We start from the raw sequence: 18,656 nt of genomic DNA, 5'->3' as shown, positions 1-18,656 counted from the left end.
GGGCAGACCGCGAAGAGCCAGACGCTTGCCTAGTGCTGTCACGAGTACGACGTGGGGAGTTCTACGATCCTTTTGATGCGGGCGAAAGGTGAGCGGGGGCGACGCCGCATGGTCACGAATCGGCAAGAGGACGGGGTCGTCTGCAAAAAGCCGGCGTTCCTCGTGATGGGCGCTGGCGGCCATGGACGGGTGGTGGCGGACGCCGGACTCTGCGCGGGGCTGCAGCTCGTCGCCTTTATCGACGATGGCGCGACGCCCGGGCAATCAGTGATGGGCGCACCGGTCCTGACCTGGGCCGAGGTGATGGAGCGCCGTGCCGAGTTCGCTGGGGCGCCCGTGGCGCTTGCGATCGGGGACAACGTGCGCCGGCAACACGCGCGCGACCGCCTCGTGTCGGCCGGGTTCCAGATCGCGACGATCGTTCATCCCGCGGCCACGGTGGCGCGCTCCGCTCAAGTCTGCGAGGGCGCGGTGGTCCTCGCGCGCGCCGTCGTCAACGCGGACGCGGTCGTGGAGGCAGGCGCCATCGTGAACACCGCGGCCGTCGTGGAGCACGATTGTGTGCTTGAGACGTTCGCACACCTCTCCTCCAGCGCCACGCTTTCGGGTGCGACCCGGATCGGCGCGGGGGCGGTGGTCGGCCCGGGTGCGGTGGTGGTCCGCGCACGCGTGGGACCAGCCGCCGTGATCGCTCCCGGAGCCCGCGTGATCACCGACGTGCGGGGCCCGTAGCCGCACGTTCGCGCTGCACGACGCGCGGGCCCGTTGGCTGAAAGGCGAGCACGTTCGGCTCTGCGTGCGGCTTCACGATGCGCCGGGTGCGCGAAACCTCAATCGCATCGTGAATCTCGTACGCTCCGTTCGCAATTGATCTGCGACAGTGCCGTGCGCCTCGCGGGGCTTCGCGCCCTGCGAGGCGTTCGTAAGCCCGATTCAGTCACAAGCGCTCCCGATGGCGTTCCGCTTCACACGAACCCCCGGGACGGGGCGTGTCCTGCACCCCGGGTATGGTACGCAGACGGGCAATCTGGTACTTGGACATCATCGTGAAACTTCGGGGGTTGCCGGTCGCCGCGGACGTCGGCGTACGTCGCACGGTCATGATCTGCGTCCACGTCGCGCTGTGGACGGCGTCGCTGCTGGGCGCGTACGCGCTGCGCTTCGACTTCAGGATCAAGCCGGAGCACGCGCAGATCCTCGCCATCTCGCTGCCGTTCCTGCTCATCTTCCGGCTCGCCGCGTTCTACTTCGGCGGCCTGTTCCGCGGGCTCTGGCGTTACACCGGCGCGCGCGACCTCGTCGGCATCGTCCAGTGGACCAGCCTCTCGAGCGCGGCGTACCTGCTCTTCCTCCACTTCGGGATCCGCGGCTTCTCGCGTTCGGTGGTCGCGATCGAGTGGCTCACCGCGGTCATCGTCATCGGCGGCGTCCGGTTCCTGGCGCGGTTCCTCTACGCCCGGCGCTTCGTCGTCGCCGAGCCGGGGCTGAGCCGCATGCGCGTGCTCGTCATCGGCGCGGGCGATGCGGGCGAGATGCTGCTCCGCGAGATCCAGAAGCGTCACGCGGCCCGCTACGAGCCGGTGGGCCTCGTGGACGACGACCGCGCGAAGCGCGGCGAGCAGATCCACGGCATCCGGGTGGTGGGCACCATCGACGAGATCCCGAGCGTCGCCCGCGAGCTGCGCGTGGACGAGGCCATCATCGCGGTGCCGTCCGCGAGCGGGGCGCAGATGCGCCGCATCGTGGACCTCTGCAAGCAGGCCAGCGTCCGCTTCAAGACCATGCCGGGCGTGGATCAGCTCATCGACGGCAGGGTCGCGGTGAGCCAGCTCCGCGACGTCGACATCGAGGACCTGCTCGGTCGGGATCCGGTGAAGCTCGACATGGTGTCCATCTCCGCGACCATCGCGGGCCGGGTGGTGCTGGTGTCGGGCGCGGGCGGCTCCATCGGCTCGGAGATCTGCCGCCAGGTGTGCCGGTTCGGCCCGTCCGCGCTGGTGCTGGTGGAGCGCGCCGAGAACAACCTGTTCCACATCCACCGCGAGCTGCTGGCGCGCTTCCCGAAGCTCGAGCTGGTGCCCTGCATCGGCGACGTGAGCGACGCGCAGCGCATGGCCGCGGTGTTCGAGCGCCGCCGGCCGGCCATCGTCTTCCACGCCGCCGCGCACAAGCACGTGCCGATGATGGAGTGGAACCCGGGCGAGGCGGTGAAGAACAACGTCTTCGGGACGAAGACGCTCGCCGACATGGCGGACCGCTACGGCGTGGAGCGGTTCGTGATGATCTCCACCGACAAGGCGGTGAACCCGACCTCGGTGATGGGCGCCTCCAAGCGCGTGGCGGAGATCTACGTCCAGGCGCTCTCGCAGCGCTCGAAGACCCGCTTCGTCACGGTCCGCTTCGGGAACGTGCTCGGCTCGGCGGGCAGCGTGGTGCCCATCTTCAAGGAGCAGATCGCCGCCGGCGGCCCGGTCACGGTCACGCACCCGGAGATGACCCGCTACTTCATGACCATCCCGGAGGCGAGCCAGCTCGTGCTGGAGGCCGGGACCATGGGCAACGGGGGCGAGATCTTCATCCTCGACATGGGCGAGCCGGTGAAGATCGCGGACCTGGCGCGCGAGCTCATCACGCTCTCCGGCCTCACCCCGGGCGAGGACATCGAGATCGTCTTCAGCGGCGTGCGGCCGGGCGAGAAGCTGTTCGAGGAGCTGTCGGTGGACTCCGAGAGCGCCGACAAGACCGGTCACCCGAAGATCTTCGTGGGCCGCTTCCGCCCGCACGCGTGGGAGCAGATCCAGCGCCAGCTCCACGACCTCGCCGCGTCGGTGGATCACCCGGGCGAGGTACGCAAGCGCTTCGCCGAGATGGTCCCCGAGTTCAAGCAGCCGGTCGCGGCGGTGCCCGCGCCCGCCGACCGCCCCGCCGCGGCGGCGTCCTCGTCCGACCGCCCGATCGCGCCGCGGGCCGCCACCGCGTAGCGCGCCTCCACCAAAGGCACCAGGACTCACCGTCCGAGCGGCTCCCCTCGCACGTGTGGGGCGCACGCGCCCTCGACGGGCCGGGGCGGATCGCGGTATTCACTTCGCCTTCCAGCGACTTGCCCCATGCTCGACCGCGTACTCATGGTTTGCGTCGGCAACATCTGCCGCAGCCCGATGGCCGAGGCGCTCCTGCGCACCCGGTTCGAGGGGCGGACCGGCGCGCGCGTCGAGTCCGCGGGGGTGGCGGCGCTGGTCGGGCGCCCGGCCGACGAGGCGGCGCGCGAGCTGCTGTCGGCGCGCGGGATCGACCTCTCGACGCACCGGGCCCGGCAGCTCACCCCGGCGCTCATCTCGGGCTTCGACCTCGTGCTCGTGATGGAGGAAGGCCACAAGCGCGAGGTGGAGGCCATCGCCCCGGGCGCGCGCGGGCGGGTCCAGCGCCTGGGCCGCTTCGGCGCGTTCGACGTGCCGGATCCCTACCGCCAGGGCCGTCCGGCGTTCGAGCGCGCGCTCGCGCTCATCGAGCGCGGGCTCGACGACTTCGAGGAGAAGGTGTGGAAGGTCTCGTGAGACGCAGCGTCCTGCTGATCGCGGTCGCGCTGTCCGGCTGCTCGCACATCTCCCCGGGCCTGCACATGAGGGAGTCGGCGCTGGAGGGGCGCGGCGAGAAGGGCGCCGACGTGAAGGTGCTGCCCATCACGCCGGCCTTGCTGGTGGAGCAGGCGGGGGCGCGCGCCCGCGCGGCCGGCGCCCGCTCCGCGGATCCGCTCGCCGAGACGCTCGCGGGCTACCAGTACCGGGTGGCCCCCTACGACGTCCTCTCCATCATCGTCTGGGATCACCCGGAGCTGACCATCCCGGCCGGCGAGTACCGCCCGCCGGAGCAGACCGGCAACCCGGTGAACGCCGACGGCACCATGTTCTACCCGCACGTCGGGGTGGTCGAGGTGGCGGGGAAGACGCTGCCGGAGATCCGGGCGCTCCTCACCGAGCGGCTCCGCAAGTACGTGGCGAACCCGCAGCTCGACGTGCGCGTGGCGGCGTTCCGCGGCAAGCGCTTCCAGGTCACCGGCGAGGTGGTGCAGCCCTCCACCCTGCCCGTCACCGACGTGCCGGTGCGCGTGCAGGACGCCATCGCCTCGGCGAAGGGGCTCACCCAGAACGCCTGGACGCGCTCGGTGACGCTCACCCGCGCCGGCAAGACCTACGCCCTCGACCTCCAGGCGCTCTACGAGGAGGGCGACGTCACGCAGAACTGGCTGCTGCAGGACGGCGACATCCTGAACGTGCCGAGCCGCGAGCAGAACAAGGTCTTCGTGCTGGGCGAGGTGCGGAAGCCCTCCTCCAAGCTGATGGCGAAGGGGCGCATGAGCCTCGCCGAGGCGATCGGCGACTCCGAGGGCTTCGACCCGCTCACCTCGAACCCGGGCGAGGTCTACGTGCTCCGCGGCCGCTACGAGGCGCCGCGCGTCTTCAAGCTCGACGCCTCCAGCGCGGACGCGCTCCTGCTCGCGGTGCAGTTCCAGCTCGAGCCGTACGACGTGGTCTTCGTCTCGCAGTACAAGCTCACCGACTGGAACCGCGTCATGACGCAGATCCTCCCCACGGTGCAGGGCATCTGGCAGACGGTGGACGTCGGCAACCGGACCGGAGTGTACTGATGACCCCGAAGCCCGGAGGCCCGGCCCTGGAGATGGTCCCCGACAAGCGCCCCGCGCCACCGCCCGAGCCGGCCTACGCCGGCGACGCCGACGGCGACGAGGTCAGCCTCGCCGAGTACCTCGACGTGCTGGTGCAGGGGCGCTGGCTCATCGCCGGCGCGGCGGCGGTCGCGCTCGCGTGCGGCGTCGCCTACGCGCTCCTCGCCACGCCGGTGTACCGCTCCGACGCGCTCGTGCAGGTGGAGGACAAGAAGGGCGGCACCGGCGCGCTGGGCGATCTCTCGGCGCTCTTCAGCGAGGCCTCGCCGGCCGAGACCGAGATGGAGATCCTCCGCTCGCGCTCGCTGGTCGGGTCGGTGGTGGACGCGCTGAAGCTCGAGATCTCGGCCGAGCCGCGCCGCTTCCCGGTGGTGGGACGCTTCCTGGCGCGCCGCCACAAGGACGACGCGCCGGCCTCGGCGATGCCGGGGTTCGGGCGCTACGGCTGGGGCGGCGAGAAGCTCACCCTGGGCCGGCTGGCGGTGCCGGAGGAGCTGGAGGGCGAGCCGCTCACGCTGGAGGCCCGCGAGGGCGGGCGCTTCGCGCTCCTCGATCCGGACGGCGAGCTGCTGGTCGAGGGCGCGGTGGGCGCGGCCGCCTCGGGGCGGCGCACCGAGCTGTTCGTGGCGGAGCTGGTGGCGCGCCCGGGCACGCAGTTCCGGGTGTCGCACCAGCCGCGCGACGCGGCCATCGCCGACCTGCAGGACGGCCTGCGCATCTCGGAGAAGGGCAAGAAGACCGGCGTCATCCAGCTCGCGCTGGAGGACGAGGACCCGGCCCGCGCCGCGGCCATCCTCGACGCGCTCTCGAGCGCCTACCTGCGCCAGAACGTGGAGCGCAAGAGCGCCGAGGCCGAGAAGACGCTCGAGTTCCTGGAGACGCAGCTCCCCGAGCTGCGCGGCAAGCTCGACGTGGCCGAGCGCGACCTCGAGACCTACCGCTCGGCGAAGGGCAGCGTGGACGTCTCCATGGAGACGCAGGCCGCGCTCACCCGCGCGGTGGACATCGAGAAGGCCGCCTCCGAGCTGCAGCTCGAGATCGCCGCCCTGCGCCAGCGCTTCACCGAGGATCACCCGCTCCTCATCGCGGCCCGCCAGAAGATGGGCCGCCTCGACGAGGAGCGCCGGAACCTCGAGGCGCGCATGCGCAAGCTGCCGGAGGCGGAGCTGGAGTCGGCCCGCCGCCTGCGCGACGTGAAGGTCGCGAACGAGCTCTACCTCACGCTCCTCAACAAGGCGCAGGAGCTGAAGGTCGTGAAGGAGGGCACGGTCGGCAACGTGCGCATCCTCGACGCCGCGCTCGTGCCCCTGAAGCCGGTCGCGCCGAAGCGCGGCGCGGTGGTGGCGCTGGCGCTGCTCCTCGGCCTGGCCGGCGGGGTGGCGCTCGCGTTCGTCCGCAAGGCGCTCGACCAGGGCGTCGAGGATCCGGACGCGCTGGAGCGGGCCACCGGGGTGGGTGTCCACGCCTCGGTGCCGCACAGCGACGCGGAGGGCATCGCCACCCGCGCGGCGGGGCACGCCGGCAAGCACCCGGTGCTCGCCCGCACCGATCCGAACGATCTCGCGGTCGAGGCGCTCCGCAGCCTCCGCACCAGCGTGCAGTTCGCGCTGCTCGAGGCCAGCTCCAACGTCGTCACCGTGGGCGGCCCGGCGCCGGGCATCGGCAAGTCGTTCGTCACCGCGAACCTCGCGGTCCTGCTGGCCGAGGCCGGCAAGCGCGTGGTGGTGGTGGACGCCGACCTCCGCCGCGGCCACCTGCACCGCTTCCTGGGCGGCGAGCGCGCGCCGGGGCTCACCGACGTCCTGAGCGGCGCGCAGACGCTCGCGAGCGCCCTCCGCACGACCGAGCACGAGAACATCCAGCTCCTCACCACCGGCACCATCCCGCCCAACCCGGCGGAGCTGCTCGGCTCGGACCGCTTCCAGCGGCTGCTGGCCGACCTGTCGGCGAAGTGGGACCTCGTGGTGGTGGACACCCCGCCCATCCTCGCCGTGGCCGACGGCGCGCTCATCGCGCGCCAGGCGGGCGTGAACCTGTTCGTGGTGAAGGCGGGCAAGCACCCGATCCGCGAGATCCAGGCCGGCCTGCGCCAGCTCACCCGCGCCGGCGCCCGCGTCCACGGCATCGTGATGAACGACGTGCGCCTCGACCGCGGCCTGGGCCGGCGCAGCGCGTATCACTATCAGTATTCGTACAAGTAGGGGCTACGGCCCCGCGATCACGGTCAGGAAGAACGCGGCGCCGCTGCGCTCGCCGGTCACCTGGTGCACGATGCGCTGGCCGCGCTCGACGGTGAGGCGGGACTGCGTGTTGCGCGAGGCGAGCGCGACCTCGAGGGTCACGGTGTTGCCGCGCTGCTCCTGCAGCGTGACGCCCACGTGATCGCCGTCGGGCAGGCTCACGAACTCGGTCTTGCCGCGGGTGAGCGAGACCTCCTGCTCGGAGGTCTGCTCCCAGCGCACGTACGCGAGCGGCGAGAGCTGCCGCTTCAGGTTCGCGAGGCGCGGGTCGATGTGCGGCGGGCCCTTGCGCGAGCCCTTGATGAGCCGGACGTGCACGGGCACGTCGGCCCGGGAGACGGCGGGGGCGAGGGTGACCAGGGCGAGCAGGGCGAGGAGGAACGAGCGGCGGGTCATGACCTCTCCGGGCGGCTCAGGAGCCGGATCCCTCGTCGTCGTCGTCGAGCAGCACCACCGGGCCGTCGGACGTCTGGATGACGGTCGAGATGTTGCCCTCGCTGGAGAACTCGAGGAGCGCCATCTCGCCCGGCTGGCTGCCTTCCCAGCGAACGTACAGGAACACGGCCACGGCCGCCACCGCCGGGGTCAGCGCCGCGGCGGTGCCGCGCCAGTGCCGCCGCAGCCAGGACAGGACGCCGCGGGGGGCGGGCGCCTCGTGGCCGATGCGCGCCATCACCTGATCCACGAACGGCGCGAAGTCGCGCTCGGCGGCGCGGGCGAGCAGCGCCTCGGAGACCAGCCCCTCGGTGGCGGCGAGGTCGAGCGCGCGGGCCCCGCAGGCGTCGCAGGCCTCGAGGTGCGCCGCGAGCGCGCGCGCCTCCTCGGTGGAGAGCTCGCCCTCGCGGGCGCCGATCATCGGCGCGAACCGGACGCAATCGCTCGTGGCCCTACGCATCGCCCTGCCCGTCCTCTCCGCCCTCGGCCCCGTCCGCCGCCGCGATCCCCGCGTACTCGCGGAGCGCGGCCTGCATCTTCTTCCGCGCGTGGAACAGCCGGCTCATGACCGTGCCCTTGTGGATCCCGAGCCGCTCCGCCAGCTCTTCGTACGACAGACCCTCGACCTCGCGCAGTACCAGGATCGTGCGGTGCTTCTCCGGGAGCGTCGCCAGCGCGTCCTGGATCTTGCCGGCCAGCTCGCGCCGGAGCGCGTTCTGCCGCGGGTCGTTCCCGAGCGCGGTCGAGAGGATGCCCTCGCCGCCCTCCTCCAGATCCGTCTCCTGCACGTCGTCCACGTCCTGCCGCTGCGCGTGCCGCTCCCGCCTCACCGCGTCGATGGACAGGTGGGTGGTGATGCGGAACACCCAGGTCGAGAAGGCCGAATCGCCCTTGAAGTCGCCGAGGTGGCCGTGGACGCGGACGAAGGCTTCCTGGGCGACGTCCCAGGCCAGGTCCGGATCTTTCACGATGCCCAGCGCCACGGCGTAGACCTTCCTCTGGTAGCGGACGACGAGCGCGCGGAACGCGTTGGCGTCACCGGCCTTGGCTCTCGTGACCAGCGCGTGGTCGTCGGCTTCCATCGGAGGGACGGGGCGTCCGGGTGGGAAATTCACGGGACGGTGCGGCAGGCTAGCACGTGCGCCGCCGGGGGAGGGTCTCGACGCGGACGACCCCGCGCCGATCCGCCGCCCGGGCGGAGCGGATCGGCTCACCGGGCGCGTTCCCCCGCGTTATCCTTCCGGGAACCGCCGGAATGTGCGGTGGCTACCACGGTTCGACAGGGGCACATGGCCGGCGCCTACGCAGATATCGCCCGCGTCCTCCAGGGGGCGCGACGGCGGCAGGTCCGGGTCGTCCTCCTCACGGCGGCGGCCGGGGGCGGCGCCGCGGCGCTGCTGTGCCTGCTCGCCGGCGCGATCGCCCTCTCCGCGGGCGCCCGGACCGGCTTCCGCCTGGTGGCGCTCGGCGGGGCCGCGCTGGCCGTGCTCGGGGCCGCGGTCGCCGCGGCCTGGGCCCTCCTCCGCGGGGCCCGCGACGACGAGGCGGCGGCTCGCACCGTGGCGGCCGGCGAGCCGGCGCTCCGCTCCGCGCTCCTCTCCTCGGTGGAGCTGGCCCGCGCCCGCCCGCTGCTGGCCGCGTCCGGCGAGCTGTCGGTCGAGCTGCTCGACGCGCACCTCGACCGCACCGCCGAGCGGGCCCGCGGGCTCGACCTCGCCCGGGCCATCCCGGACCGCGCCGCCCGGCAGGCCGGGTGGACGCTCGTGGCCGCGCTGGGGCTCCACCTGCTGGGGCTCGCCGGCCTGGGGCCCGGGTTCCGCGCCGCCTACGGGCGCGTGATCGGGGGCGATCCGCCCGGCGCGCCGGCGGTGCAGGCGGACCCGATCACCGGCGACATCGAGCTGACCTACCGCTACCCGGCCTACATGAAGCGCGATCCGCGCACGCTGTCGGGCACTGGCGGCGAGGTGCGCGCGCCGCGCGGCACCGAGGTGGAGCTGAAGACCCGGGCCGACCGGCCGGTGGTCGCGGCGGAGATCGTGATCGAGCAGGAGGGCCTCGTGCCGGCGAGCCCGCCCGCGGGCGCGGCCGCCGCCGAGGGGACCGGATCCTCCGAGGCTCCGGCGCAGGCGCCGCCGCCGGCGCAGGCCCAGCCCGCCCCGGACTCACCCGTCGTGAAGCGCCGCGCCCTCGCCGTCGCCGGCGGCCGCGACCTCTCCGGCCGCTTCGTGGTCGATCAGGGCGGGAGCTACCGCTTCCGCTACCTCGACGCGAAGGGCCGGCTGGTGGCCGAGGGCCCGCCCATCCCCATCGCCGTGGAGGTGGACCTGCCGCCGCAGGTGCGCATCACCGCGCCGGAGCGCGAGCTGGAGGTGGACGCGAACGCGGTGGTGGCGATCGAGTGGCAGGCCGAGGACGACGTGGGCCTGTCCGAGGTGACGCTCCTGGTGAAGCCGCCGGCGGGCGAGCCGCAGCGCCGCGTGCTGCGCAAGGGCGACGGGCTGCGCCGCGACGGCGGCACGCAGCAGCTCGCGCTCGCCCCGGAGCGGCTCGCCGAGGGCGAGGCGCTCGAGTACTGGATCGAGGCGGCGGACGGCGACACGGTCTCGGGGCCGAAGACCGCCGCCTCCGAGCACCAGGTCGTGAAGGTCTACTCCGAGGCCGAGCACCGCCGCGCGGTGCTGGAGCGCGCGCGCCAGGCGTTCGAGGAGCTGGTGGCGCTGCTCGGCGATCGGCTGGAGACGCTGGCCGAGGGCCCGCTCGCGACGGCGGAGCGGCTGCCGGTGGCCCAGCAGCTCGACGCGCGGACGCGGCGCCTCACCGAGACCCTGCGCGACGCCGCCCGCGACCTGCGCCGCGATCCCGCCGGCGCCCGCGAGGTCGCGGCCGCGCTGCAGAACGTGTCCGGCAACGTGCGCGTGGCCGAGCAGCGCGTCGCCGCCCTGCGGGCCGCCATCCTCCAGGCGATCCGGGTGCGGGTGAGGCCGGACGCGTCGCTGGTGCGGAACATGACCTCCGCCGACGCGGCGCTCGACGCCACGATGGAGAAGGGCGTCCTGTACCTCGAGCAGCTCCTCGACAAGCAGCGCGCCCAGGACCTGGTGCGCCTCGCGAAGGACCTCGCGCAGCGCCGCCGCGACCTCGCCGGCCTGCTCGAGAAGTACCGGGCCTCGCCCAGCGAGGCGGCGAAGAAGGAGGTCCTCGCCCAGATCTCGCGCATGAAGGACCGGGTGAAGGACCTGCTCGCGCGCATGGCCGAGCTGTCGAAGGGCTTCAACGACGAGCACATGAACGAGGAGGCGCTCGCGGAGCTGGCGAAGTCGCAGGACCTGGTGGGCGGGCTCGACGAGGTGGAGAAGAAGCTCGCCCAGGGCGACGTCGAGGGCGCCATGAAGGCGCTCGACCAGATGGCGGGCGCCATGGACCAGATGCTGGCGGGCCTCGAGCGCACCGCGGGCCGCCCGGACGAGAAGGCGCAGCAGCTCATGAAGGAGATGCTCGCGTTCAAGGAGCAGCTCGAGCAGGTGCAGTCGGAGCAGCGGCGCACCGCCGAGGAGACCGACCAGGTGCGCCGGCGCTACCGGCAGAAGATCGCCGACCGCATGAAGGGCGCCGAGGGCGACCTGAAGCGGCTCGCCGAGCTGGCCGGCAAGGCGCGGCAGGACCTCGACCGCGCCGAGCCGGGCGTCACCATGCGGGCGGAGCCGGAGTTCGAGCTGTCGCGCGAGGCGCTGAAGGACCTGGAGCGCGCGCTCGGGATGCGCGAGCTGGAGGGCGCGGCCGAGGCGGTGACCCGCGCGCAGCCGTCGGTGGAGCGGCTCGCCATGGAGCTGGACGAGGACGCGGCGCTGGGCGATCGCGGGGCGCCGCTCACCGGCCGCGAGCCGGAGCAGGTGGCGGAGGCGCGCAAGCACGCCATGGACGCGGTGCCGAAGGTGCGCGAGATCCGCGAGAAGCTGCAGCGGATGTTCCCGGACCCGCGCCAGGTGCTGGGCCAGGAGGAGCAGCGGAAGCTGGGCGAGCTCGCGCAGCAGCAGGACCAGCTCGAGCGCAAGGCGGGGCGGCTCCAGTCGCAGCTCTACGACCTCTCGCAGAAGGCGCCGGTGTTCCCGCCGTCGGCGCAGCAGGAGCTGTCCGAGTCGCGCGGCCACATGGGCGAGGCCGCCGCCGAGCTGGGCGCGCGCAACCCGCAGCGCGGCCACGGGCAGCAGGAGCTCGCCATGGACGCGCTCTCGCGCCTGCAGAAGGGGCTCGAGGAGGCCGCCAAGAAGGGCGGCGGGCAGGGCGGGGGCCAGGGCTTCCCGTTCCCGTTCGCGGAGTCCGGCGGCGAGCAGGACGGCGACGGCCGCGAGGCCTCGCGCGAGAAGGTGAAGATCCCGGGCGCCGAGGCGCACCGCGTCCCGGAGGAGTTCCGCAAGGACCTGCTCGACGCCATGAAGCAGGGCGCGCCGGAGCGGTACCGCGGCGAGGTGCAGCGCTACTACGAGGAGCTGGTGAAATGAGGGCGCTCGTCCTGGCCACCGCCCTGGCGGTGGTACCGGCGTTCGCCCAGGCGGCGCGGGGCGCCGACGGCGAGGCGGAGCGCACCGCCTTCAAGGCGCTGAAGCTCCTCGCCCAGGAGGACCTGCCGGCGGCCCGCGCGCTGCTCGAGCCGCTCGAGCCGTTCGAGGACGCGCCCGACGCGGTGAAGCTCTCCGGCGGCGTGCTGCGCTTCTTCGACCAGCGCTACGACGACGCCATCGCGCTCATCACCGCCTCCGGCGCCGGCAAGGCGGGCGGGTACCTCGAGCTGGCGCGGGCGGCGCGCGAGGTCACGAAGGACCACGCCCGCTCGGAGAGCGAGCACTTCGTCGTGTCCTACCCGAAGGGCAAGGACGAGGTGCTGGTGCCGTACCTGGTGGACGCGCTGGAGCGGCAGCGCGCCGCGCTCGCGAAGGCGCTCGGCGACCCGCCGGCGCGCCGGCTCACCGTCGAGATCGTGAGCGACGTGAAGGGCCTCGCGAAGCTCTCGACGCTCACCGAGGCGGAGATCCGCACCAGCGGCACGGTGGCGGTGGCGAAGTTCGGCAAGCTCATGCTGCTGTCGCCGAAGGCGCTGCTCAAGGGCTACGACTGGCTCGACACCGCCGCGCACGAGTACACGCACGACGTCGTCACGGCGCGCACCCGCAACCGCGCGCCCATCTGGCTGCAGGAGGGGCTCGCGAAGTGGTTCGAGTCCGCCTGGCGCGGGCGGGTCGATCCGCTGAGCCCGATCTCGGCGGCGCTGGTGAAGGACGCGCTCGCGCGCAACACGCTCGTCACGTTCCAGGAGATGCACCCCTCGCTCGCGAAGCTCCCCTCGCAGGAGCGGGCCGCGCTCGCGTACGCGCAGGTGGTGCTGGCGGTGGAGTACCTGGTGAAGCGCTCCGGGCCGGAGGTGCTCGCGCGCGTCACCGGCCTGGTGGGCGAGGGCGTCGAGGCCGACGACGCGGTGGCGCGGGCCACCGGGATGCCGTTCGAGCGGTTCCTGGGGGAGTGGCGGAGGTACATGGCGGCGCGCCCGCTCCCGCGCGGCGGCGAGCACGAGCTGAAGCGGCTCCGCTTCAAGGACGACCCGAAGCACGGCGGCGCCTGGGCCGAGTGGGCCGAGATCCCCGACGCGGAGGCGCGCGGCTTCGCGCGGCTGGGCGAGATCTACCGCGCGCGCGGGCGCTGGGCGGCGGCGCGCATCGAGTACGGGAAGGCGCATGCGCGCGTGGGCGCACGCTTCCCCATCCTCTCGGGGCAGCTCGCGCTCGCCGCCACCATGTCCGGCGCGGGCGAGGAGGCGGAGCAGGTGCTCCGCGGCGCGCTCGACTGGAACCCCGACTACCCGGCGCTGAACGTGCAGCTCGCGCGCCTGCTGTACGAGCGGAAGGACTTCGCGGCGGCGCGCGACCGCCTGCTCGTCGCGAACCGACAGGATCCCTTCGACCCCGAGATCCACGGCGGCCTGGCCCGCGTGCTGACCGCGCTCGGCGACCCCGGCGGCGCGTCGCGCGAGGCGCGGTTCGAGCGGATACTGGGCGGCCGAGACGCACAGGGCGCACGCCCGGAGGATCACCCATGACCGACGTCCCGAACGCCCCGCCGCCCCTCCCCGGCCACCCCGAGTCCGATCTGCGCGCCGTGCAGGAGCTGCACGAGGCGCGGCGCATGCTGCTCGGCGAGATCGAGAAGCGCATCGTGGGGCAGCGCGAGGTGGTGGACGCGCTCCTGGTGGCGCTGTTCGCGCGCGGGCACTGCCTGTTCGTGGGCGTGCCCGGCCTCGCGAAGACGCTGCTCATCTCCACCGTGGCCGAGGTGCTCGACCTCTCCTTCAACCGCATCCAGTTCACGCCCGACCTGATGCCCTCCGACATCACCGGCACCGACGTGCTGGAGGAGGACCACACCACCGGGCGCCGCGCCTTCCGCTTCGTGCAGGGGCCGATCTTCGCGAACCTGCTGCTCGCCGACGAGATCAACCGCACGCCGCCGAAGACGCAGGCCGCGCTGCTCCAGGCCATGCAGGAGTACCGGGTCACCGCCGGCGGCGAGACCTACCCGCTCGATCTCCCGTTCCTGGTGTTCGCGACCCAGAACCCCATCGAGCAGGAGGGCACGTACCCGCTGCCCGAGGCGCAGCTCGACCGCTTCATGTTCTACGTGCCGGTGGGCTACCCGAGCGCGACCGAGGAGCTGGACATCGTCCGCTCCACCACCGTCGCGAAGCGCCCGGCGCTCCGGCGCATCCTCTCGCCCTCCAAGATCCGCGAGCTCCAGGACCTCGTGCTCCGCGTCCCCGCCGCCGACCACGTCATCCAGTACGCGGTCGAGCTGGTGCGCCGCACCCGGCCGAACGAGCCGGGCGCCCCGGCGTTCGTGAAGGAGAACGTCTCCTGGGGCGCCGGCCCGCGCGCCAGCCAGTACCTCATCCTCGGCGCCAAGAGCCGCGCCATCCTCGACGGCCGCATGGCCGCGAGCGAGGAGGACGTGAGGGCGCTCGCGAAGTACGTGCTCGTGCACCGCGTGATCACGAACTTCCGCGCCGAGTCCGAGGGCGTCACCAGCGCCCAGATCGTGGAGCGGCTGCTGGACGGGAAGGCGTAGTGGCGGATCCGCGCAAGCCCCCGCTCCTCGACCCCGCCGTCCTCGCCCGGCTCGGGACGCTGAAGCTGCGGGTGCGCGCCATCACCGAGGGCGTGCTCACCGGCCTCCACAAGTCGCCGCACCACGGGCAGTCGGTCGAGTTCGCCGAGCACAAGGAGTACGCGCCCGGCGACGAGATCCGGCACATCGACTGGAAGGCGTACGGGAAGTTCGACAAGTACTACGTGAAGCGCTTCGAGCAGGAGACGAACCTCCGCGCCTACCTGGTGGTGGACGCCTCCGGCTCGATGGGCTACCGCTCCGACCCCGCCGGCATGACCAAGCTCGAGTACGCGAGCGCGCTGGCGGCGTCGCTCGCGTACCTGCTCGTGCGCCAGCAGGACGCGGCCGGGCTGGTGCTGGTGCAGGGGCAGGTGGCCGGGGCGATCCCGCCGCGCGCGTCGGCCGGGCACCTCGTGCCGGTGCTGGACGCGCTCGAGGCGGCGAAGGCGGAGGGGCCGACGCGCCTCGGCGCGGCGGTGGACTGGATCATCGAGCACGCGCCGCGCCGCTCGTCGGTGCTGGTGTTCTCGGACCTGTTCGACCCCGACGCCCAGGTGCTCCGCCAGCTCGCCCAGCTCGGGCGCCGCAAGCACGAGGTGACGCTGTTCCACGTGCTCGACCGCGCCGAGCTGGAGTTCCCGTTCGACGACCCCACGCTGTTCCTCTCCATGGAGGACGCGCGGCAGGTGGAGGCGCACGGGCGCGACGTGCGGAAGGGCTACCTCGACGTGCTGGGGCGCTGGCTCGAGGAGGTGAAGCGCACCGCCGCCGAGGCCGACGTGGACTACGCGCTCTGCCGCACCGACCGGCCGCTCGAGGAGGTGCTGCTCCCGTTCCTGGCGCGGCGCGAGAGGTCGGCGGCGTGAACCTCGGCTTCGGGAACCCGGCGCTGCTCTGGGGGCTGCTCGCCGCGGCCATCCCGCTCGTCGTGCACCTGTTCTTCCGCCGGCGCCCGCGGCCCACGCCCTTCCCCGCCATCGACTTCGTGCTCCGCGCGCGGCGCGAGACGCAGCGGCGGCTGCGCCTGAAGAAGGTGCTGCTCTTCACCGCGCGCACGCTGCTCCTCGCCGCCATCGCCGCCGCCATCGCGCGCCCGCGCGCCGAGCAGCCCGGCGAGGCCGCCCAGGCGGTGGCCCGGGGCCCGCGCGCCACCGCCATCGTGCTCGACGCCTCCGGGTCGATGCGCTACCGGCTCGGCAACCGCCCGCTGTTCGATCGCGCCCGCGCCGACGCGCTCGGCGCGCTCGCCTCGCTCTCGCCGGAGGAGCCGGCCACCGCGGTGGTGTGCGGGGCCGGCGCGCCGCAGGCCGAGGCGCCCTCGTTCGATCGCGCCGCGGTGCGCCGGGTGCTGGAGCGGGCGCAGGCGAGCGCGGCCTACTCCGACCTCAGCGCCTGCGTGGGCGCGGCGCTCCGCGCGCTCGCCTCGGCGAAGGCGCAGGAGGGGCTGCCGAAGCGCCTGGTGGTCGCGACCGACCTCGCCGCCTCGGCCTGGCGGCTCGACGGGCCCGCGCCCGCGGTGGAGGGGCCGCAGGGCGCGGTGCGCCCGGAGGTGAGCGTGCTCGACGCCGCCCGCGGCGCCGGGCTCCCCAACCACGCGGTGGTGGGGCTCGAGGCCGAGCCGGATCCCGCCGCCGGCCCGCGCGGCTACCGCGTCACCGCGCTGCTCGCGAACCACGCCGCCGCGCCGCTGAAGGACGCGCCGCTCCTGCTCACCGTCGGCACCGGGCCCGCCGCGAAGACGCCCATCCGCGCGTTCACCGAGGTGCCGGCGGGCGGCGCCACCCGCAAGTCGCTCTTGCACGCGTTCGCCGAGGGCGGGCCGGCGGTGGTGCAGGTGAGCCTGCCCGAGGACGGGCTGCCCGACGACGACGCCCGCGCGCTCGCGGTGGTGGTGCCGCGCGAGGTGCGGGCGCTGGTGGTGGACGGCGCGCCCTCGCCGGTGAAGTACCGCGACGAGGCGTACTTCGTGGAGTCGGCGCTCGCCTCGCCCGCCTCGCCGGTGCGGCCGACGCTGGTGGACGCGGAGGCGTTCCCGCGCGCCGACCTGTCGAGGTTCGACGTGGTGTTCCTGCTCAACGTCCGGACGCTCGGGGGCAGGGCCGCGGAGCTGTCCCGCTTCGTCGAGGCGGGCGGCGGGCTGTTCGTGTCGCTGGGCGACCAGGTGGATCCGGAGCTGTACGGCCGCGAGCTGGGGCCGCTGCTCCCCATGCCGCTCCACGTGGAGAAGACCGCCGGCGCGCGCGGCGATCCGGCCGGCGCGCTGCGCGCGGCCCGCTTCGCCGAGGTGGCCTGGGATCACCCGGCGCTCTCGATCTTCACCGGCGACGCGCGCGAGGGGCTGCTCGGGGTCCGCACCGCCCGCTACATGCTGGCGAAGCCCGGGGCCCGCGGCGCCGCCCCGCAGGTGCTCATGACGTTCGACGACGGCGCGCCGGCGCTGGTCGAGGCCCGGCGCGGCCGGGGGCGCGTCCTGCTGTTCACCTCCAGCGCCGACCGCGACTGGACCGACTGGCCCATCCGCACCAGCTTCCTGCCCGCCATGCAGCGCTTCGCCGGCTACCTCGCCGGCGCGCTGGAGGAGCGGCGCGAGCCGCCCAGCGTGGTGGGCGCGCGGCGGAAGCTCCGGCTCGGGCAGGGCGAGGCGCTCGTGGCGCTCATCGGGCCGGACGGCCGCGAGCGGTCCCGCGCCGAGCTGGAGCGCGAGGGGCTCACCGAGGAGAAGCCGGGCGTGGTGGAGCTGTCGCCGGCCGAGCCCGGGCTGTGGCAGGTGAAGATCGCGGCCGGCGGGCAGCAGCGGGTCGAGCCGCGGCTCGCGTTCGCGGTCGCGTTCGATCCGCGCGAGTCGGACACCCGCCGGCTCGAGCCCTCCGAGCTGACCGCCTGGTTCGGCGGCGCGGCGCACGCCCGGGTGGACGGCGACGCGCGCCGCGCGGGCGAGCGGCAGCTCCCGCTCTGGTCCATCCTCCTCGCCCTGGGGGTGGCGGCGTTCTTCCTGGAGGGGCTGTTGCTGGCGTGAGCCGCCGCCTCGGCTAGGATCCGCCCGTGCCCACCCCGACCTCCCTCGACGCCCAGGTCGCCGGCCTGTTCTGCGTCGGCTTCGACGGCAAGACCGCCTCGCCCGAGGTGCTCGAGCTCATCCGCCGCGGCGTCCACGGCGTGGTGCTGTTCGCCCGCAACGTGGAGAGCGCCGAGCAGGTGGCGGCGCTCACCGCCGAGCTGAAGCGCGCCGCGGGGCGGCCGCTGCTCGTGGCGGTGGACCAGGAGGGCGGGCGGGTGGCGCGGCTGCGGGCGCGCCACGGCTTCACCGAGCTCCCGCCCATGCGCGCGGTGGGCGAGGTCGGCGACGCCGCGCTGGCGCGCGAGGTGGGCGCGCTGCTCGGCCGCGAGCTGCGGGCGGTCGGCATCGACCAGGACTACGCGCCGGTGGTGGACGTGGACACCAACCCCGCCAACCCGGTCATCGGCGACCGCAGCCTGTCCCGCGATCCGGAGACGGTCGGCCGCCTCGGCGCCGCCATCGCGCTCGGGCTCCAGTCGGCCGGGGTGGCCGCCTGCGCGAAGCACTTCCCCGGGCACGGCGACACGAGCCAGGACTCGCACACCGACCTGCCCCGCCTCCCGCACGCGCTGGAGCGGCTCCGGGCGGTGGAGCTCGCGCCGTTCCGCGCGCTGGCGCGCGCCGGGGTGGCCTCGGTGATGACCGCGCACGTGGTGTTCGAGGCGCTCGACCGCGACCGCCCGGCCACGCTCTCGCCGGCGGTGATGCGGCTGCTGCGCGAGGAGGTCGGCTTCGACGGCTGCGCCATCTCCGACGACCTGGAGATGCAGGCGGTGGCCGGGCACTTCCCGCTCGAGGAGTCCGCGCCCGGCGCGGTGGCGGCCGGGGTGGACGCGCTGCTCGTCTGCCACTCGCCCGCGGTACAGCACCGGGCCATCGACCTCGTGCGTGCCGCGGTGGAGGCGGGTCGCATCCCGGGGGACCGGGTCGCCGAGGCCCGGGGCCGGGTGGGTCGGCTGCTCGCCTACGCGGGCCCGCCGCCGGACCCGGCCCGGGTGCGGGAGCGGCTGCGCACGCCGGAGCACCTGGCGCTGGTCGAGAACGTCCCCGCGCTCGAGATCGGCCGCGACCCGACCGCCTGACG

At 74.0% G+C, this 18,656-nt stretch carries 14 protein-coding genes; 11 read left to right on the top strand and 3 right to left on the bottom strand.

What is annotated here, in order from left to right; all coding sequences use genetic code 11:
• The first annotated feature begins 108 nt into the window (after nt 1-108).
• The 5 genes from ANAEK_RS22145 (at nt 109) to ANAEK_RS22125 (ending at nt 6,885) form a co-directional block, all read left to right on the top strand.
• A complete protein-coding gene (locus ANAEK_RS22145) occupies nt 109-732 on the top strand; it encodes a PII uridylyl-transferase (protein ID WP_012528362.1) in 624 nt (207 codons plus the stop codon).
• Between the two features lie 368 nt (nt 733-1,100).
• Nucleotides 1,101-2,981: a nucleoside-diphosphate sugar epimerase/dehydratase gene (locus ANAEK_RS22140; protein ID WP_041454141.1), complete on the top strand. Its 1,881-nt coding sequence runs from the start codon at nt 1,101-1,103 to the stop codon at nt 2,979-2,981.
• 126 nt (nt 2,982-3,107) lie between these two features.
• Nucleotides 3,108-3,554 carry a low molecular weight protein-tyrosine-phosphatase gene (locus tag ANAEK_RS22135; protein ID WP_012528360.1) on the top strand — a complete coding sequence of 149 codons (447 nt, stop codon included), beginning with the start codon at nt 3,108-3,110 and terminating at the stop codon, nt 3,552-3,554.
• Nucleotides 3,551-4,645 carry a polysaccharide export protein gene (locus ANAEK_RS22130; protein WP_232288318.1) on the top strand — a complete coding sequence of 365 codons (1,095 nt, stop codon included), beginning with the start codon at nt 3,551-3,553 and terminating at the stop codon, nt 4,643-4,645. Before ANAEK_RS22135 ends, ANAEK_RS22130 begins: the two co-directional genes overlap by 4 nt.
• Nucleotides 4,645-6,885, top strand: coding sequence for a polysaccharide biosynthesis tyrosine autokinase (locus tag ANAEK_RS22125; RefSeq protein WP_012528358.1), 2,241 nt, complete (start codon nt 4,645-4,647; stop codon nt 6,883-6,885). Before ANAEK_RS22130 ends, ANAEK_RS22125 begins: the two co-directional genes overlap by 1 nt.
• 3 nt (nt 6,886-6,888) lie before the next feature.
• Here the strand turns inward: ANAEK_RS22125 and ANAEK_RS22120 are convergent, their stop codons facing one another.
• From ANAEK_RS22120 to ANAEK_RS22110, 3 genes are read right to left on the bottom strand one after another with little or no spacing between them, the layout of a single operon-like run.
• Nucleotides 6,889-7,320, bottom strand: coding sequence for a hypothetical protein (locus ANAEK_RS22120; protein ID WP_012528357.1), 432 nt, complete (start codon nt 7,318-7,320; stop codon nt 6,889-6,891).
• 16 nt (nt 7,321-7,336) lie between these two features.
• On the bottom strand, nt 7,337-7,780 hold the full coding sequence (locus tag ANAEK_RS22115) for an anti-sigma factor (RefSeq protein ID WP_232288317.1): 444 nt from the start codon (nt 7,778-7,780) through the stop codon (nt 7,337-7,339).
• Between the two features lie 31 nt (nt 7,781-7,811).
• On the bottom strand, nt 7,812-8,441 hold the full coding sequence (locus tag ANAEK_RS22110; RefSeq protein ID WP_012528355.1) for a sigma-70 family RNA polymerase sigma factor: 630 nt from the start codon (nt 8,439-8,441) through the stop codon (nt 7,812-7,814).
• Between the two features lie 207 nt (nt 8,442-8,648).
• Between ANAEK_RS22110 and ANAEK_RS22105 the strand changes: the two genes are divergently transcribed.
• From ANAEK_RS22105 to nagZ, 6 genes are read left to right on the top strand one after another with little or no spacing between them, the layout of a single operon-like run.
• Entirely contained in the window at nt 8,649-11,861 is a 3,213-nt protein-coding gene (locus ANAEK_RS22105; RefSeq protein ID WP_012528354.1) for a DUF4175 family protein, read from the top strand.
• On the top strand, nt 11,858-13,450 hold the full coding sequence (locus tag ANAEK_RS22100) for a tetratricopeptide repeat protein (protein WP_012528353.1): 1,593 nt from the start codon (nt 11,858-11,860) through the stop codon (nt 13,448-13,450). The genes ANAEK_RS22105 and ANAEK_RS22100 overlap by 4 nt, the downstream gene beginning before the upstream one ends.
• Nucleotides 13,447-14,472: a MoxR family ATPase gene (locus ANAEK_RS22095; RefSeq protein WP_012528352.1), complete on the top strand. Its 1,026-nt coding sequence runs from the start codon at nt 13,447-13,449 to the stop codon at nt 14,470-14,472. The genes ANAEK_RS22100 and ANAEK_RS22095 overlap by 4 nt, the downstream gene beginning before the upstream one ends.
• A complete protein-coding gene (locus ANAEK_RS22090; RefSeq protein ID WP_012528351.1) occupies nt 14,472-15,380 on the top strand; it encodes a DUF58 domain-containing protein in 909 nt (302 codons plus the stop codon). The genes ANAEK_RS22095 and ANAEK_RS22090 overlap by 1 nt, the downstream gene beginning before the upstream one ends.
• Complete coding sequence (locus tag ANAEK_RS22085; protein WP_012528350.1) at nt 15,377-17,530, top strand: BatA domain-containing protein; 2,154 nt, start codon at nt 15,377-15,379, stop codon at nt 17,528-17,530. Before ANAEK_RS22090 ends, ANAEK_RS22085 begins: the two co-directional genes overlap by 4 nt.
• 26 nt (nt 17,531-17,556) lie before the next feature.
• Nucleotides 17,557-18,654: a beta-N-acetylhexosaminidase gene (nagZ, locus tag ANAEK_RS22080; RefSeq protein WP_012528349.1), complete on the top strand. Its 1,098-nt coding sequence runs from the start codon at nt 17,557-17,559 to the stop codon at nt 18,652-18,654.
• Nucleotides 18,655-18,656: the final 2 nt, after the last annotated feature.

Origin of the sequence: Anaeromyxobacter sp. K, from assembly GCF_000020805.1 — a bacterium.
Taxonomy (GTDB): Bacteria; Myxococcota; Myxococcia; order Myxococcales; family Anaeromyxobacteraceae; genus Anaeromyxobacter; species Anaeromyxobacter dehalogenans.
Note: the sequence above shows the minus strand (reverse complement) of the source record. Positions and strands in the feature narration are given on the sequence as shown.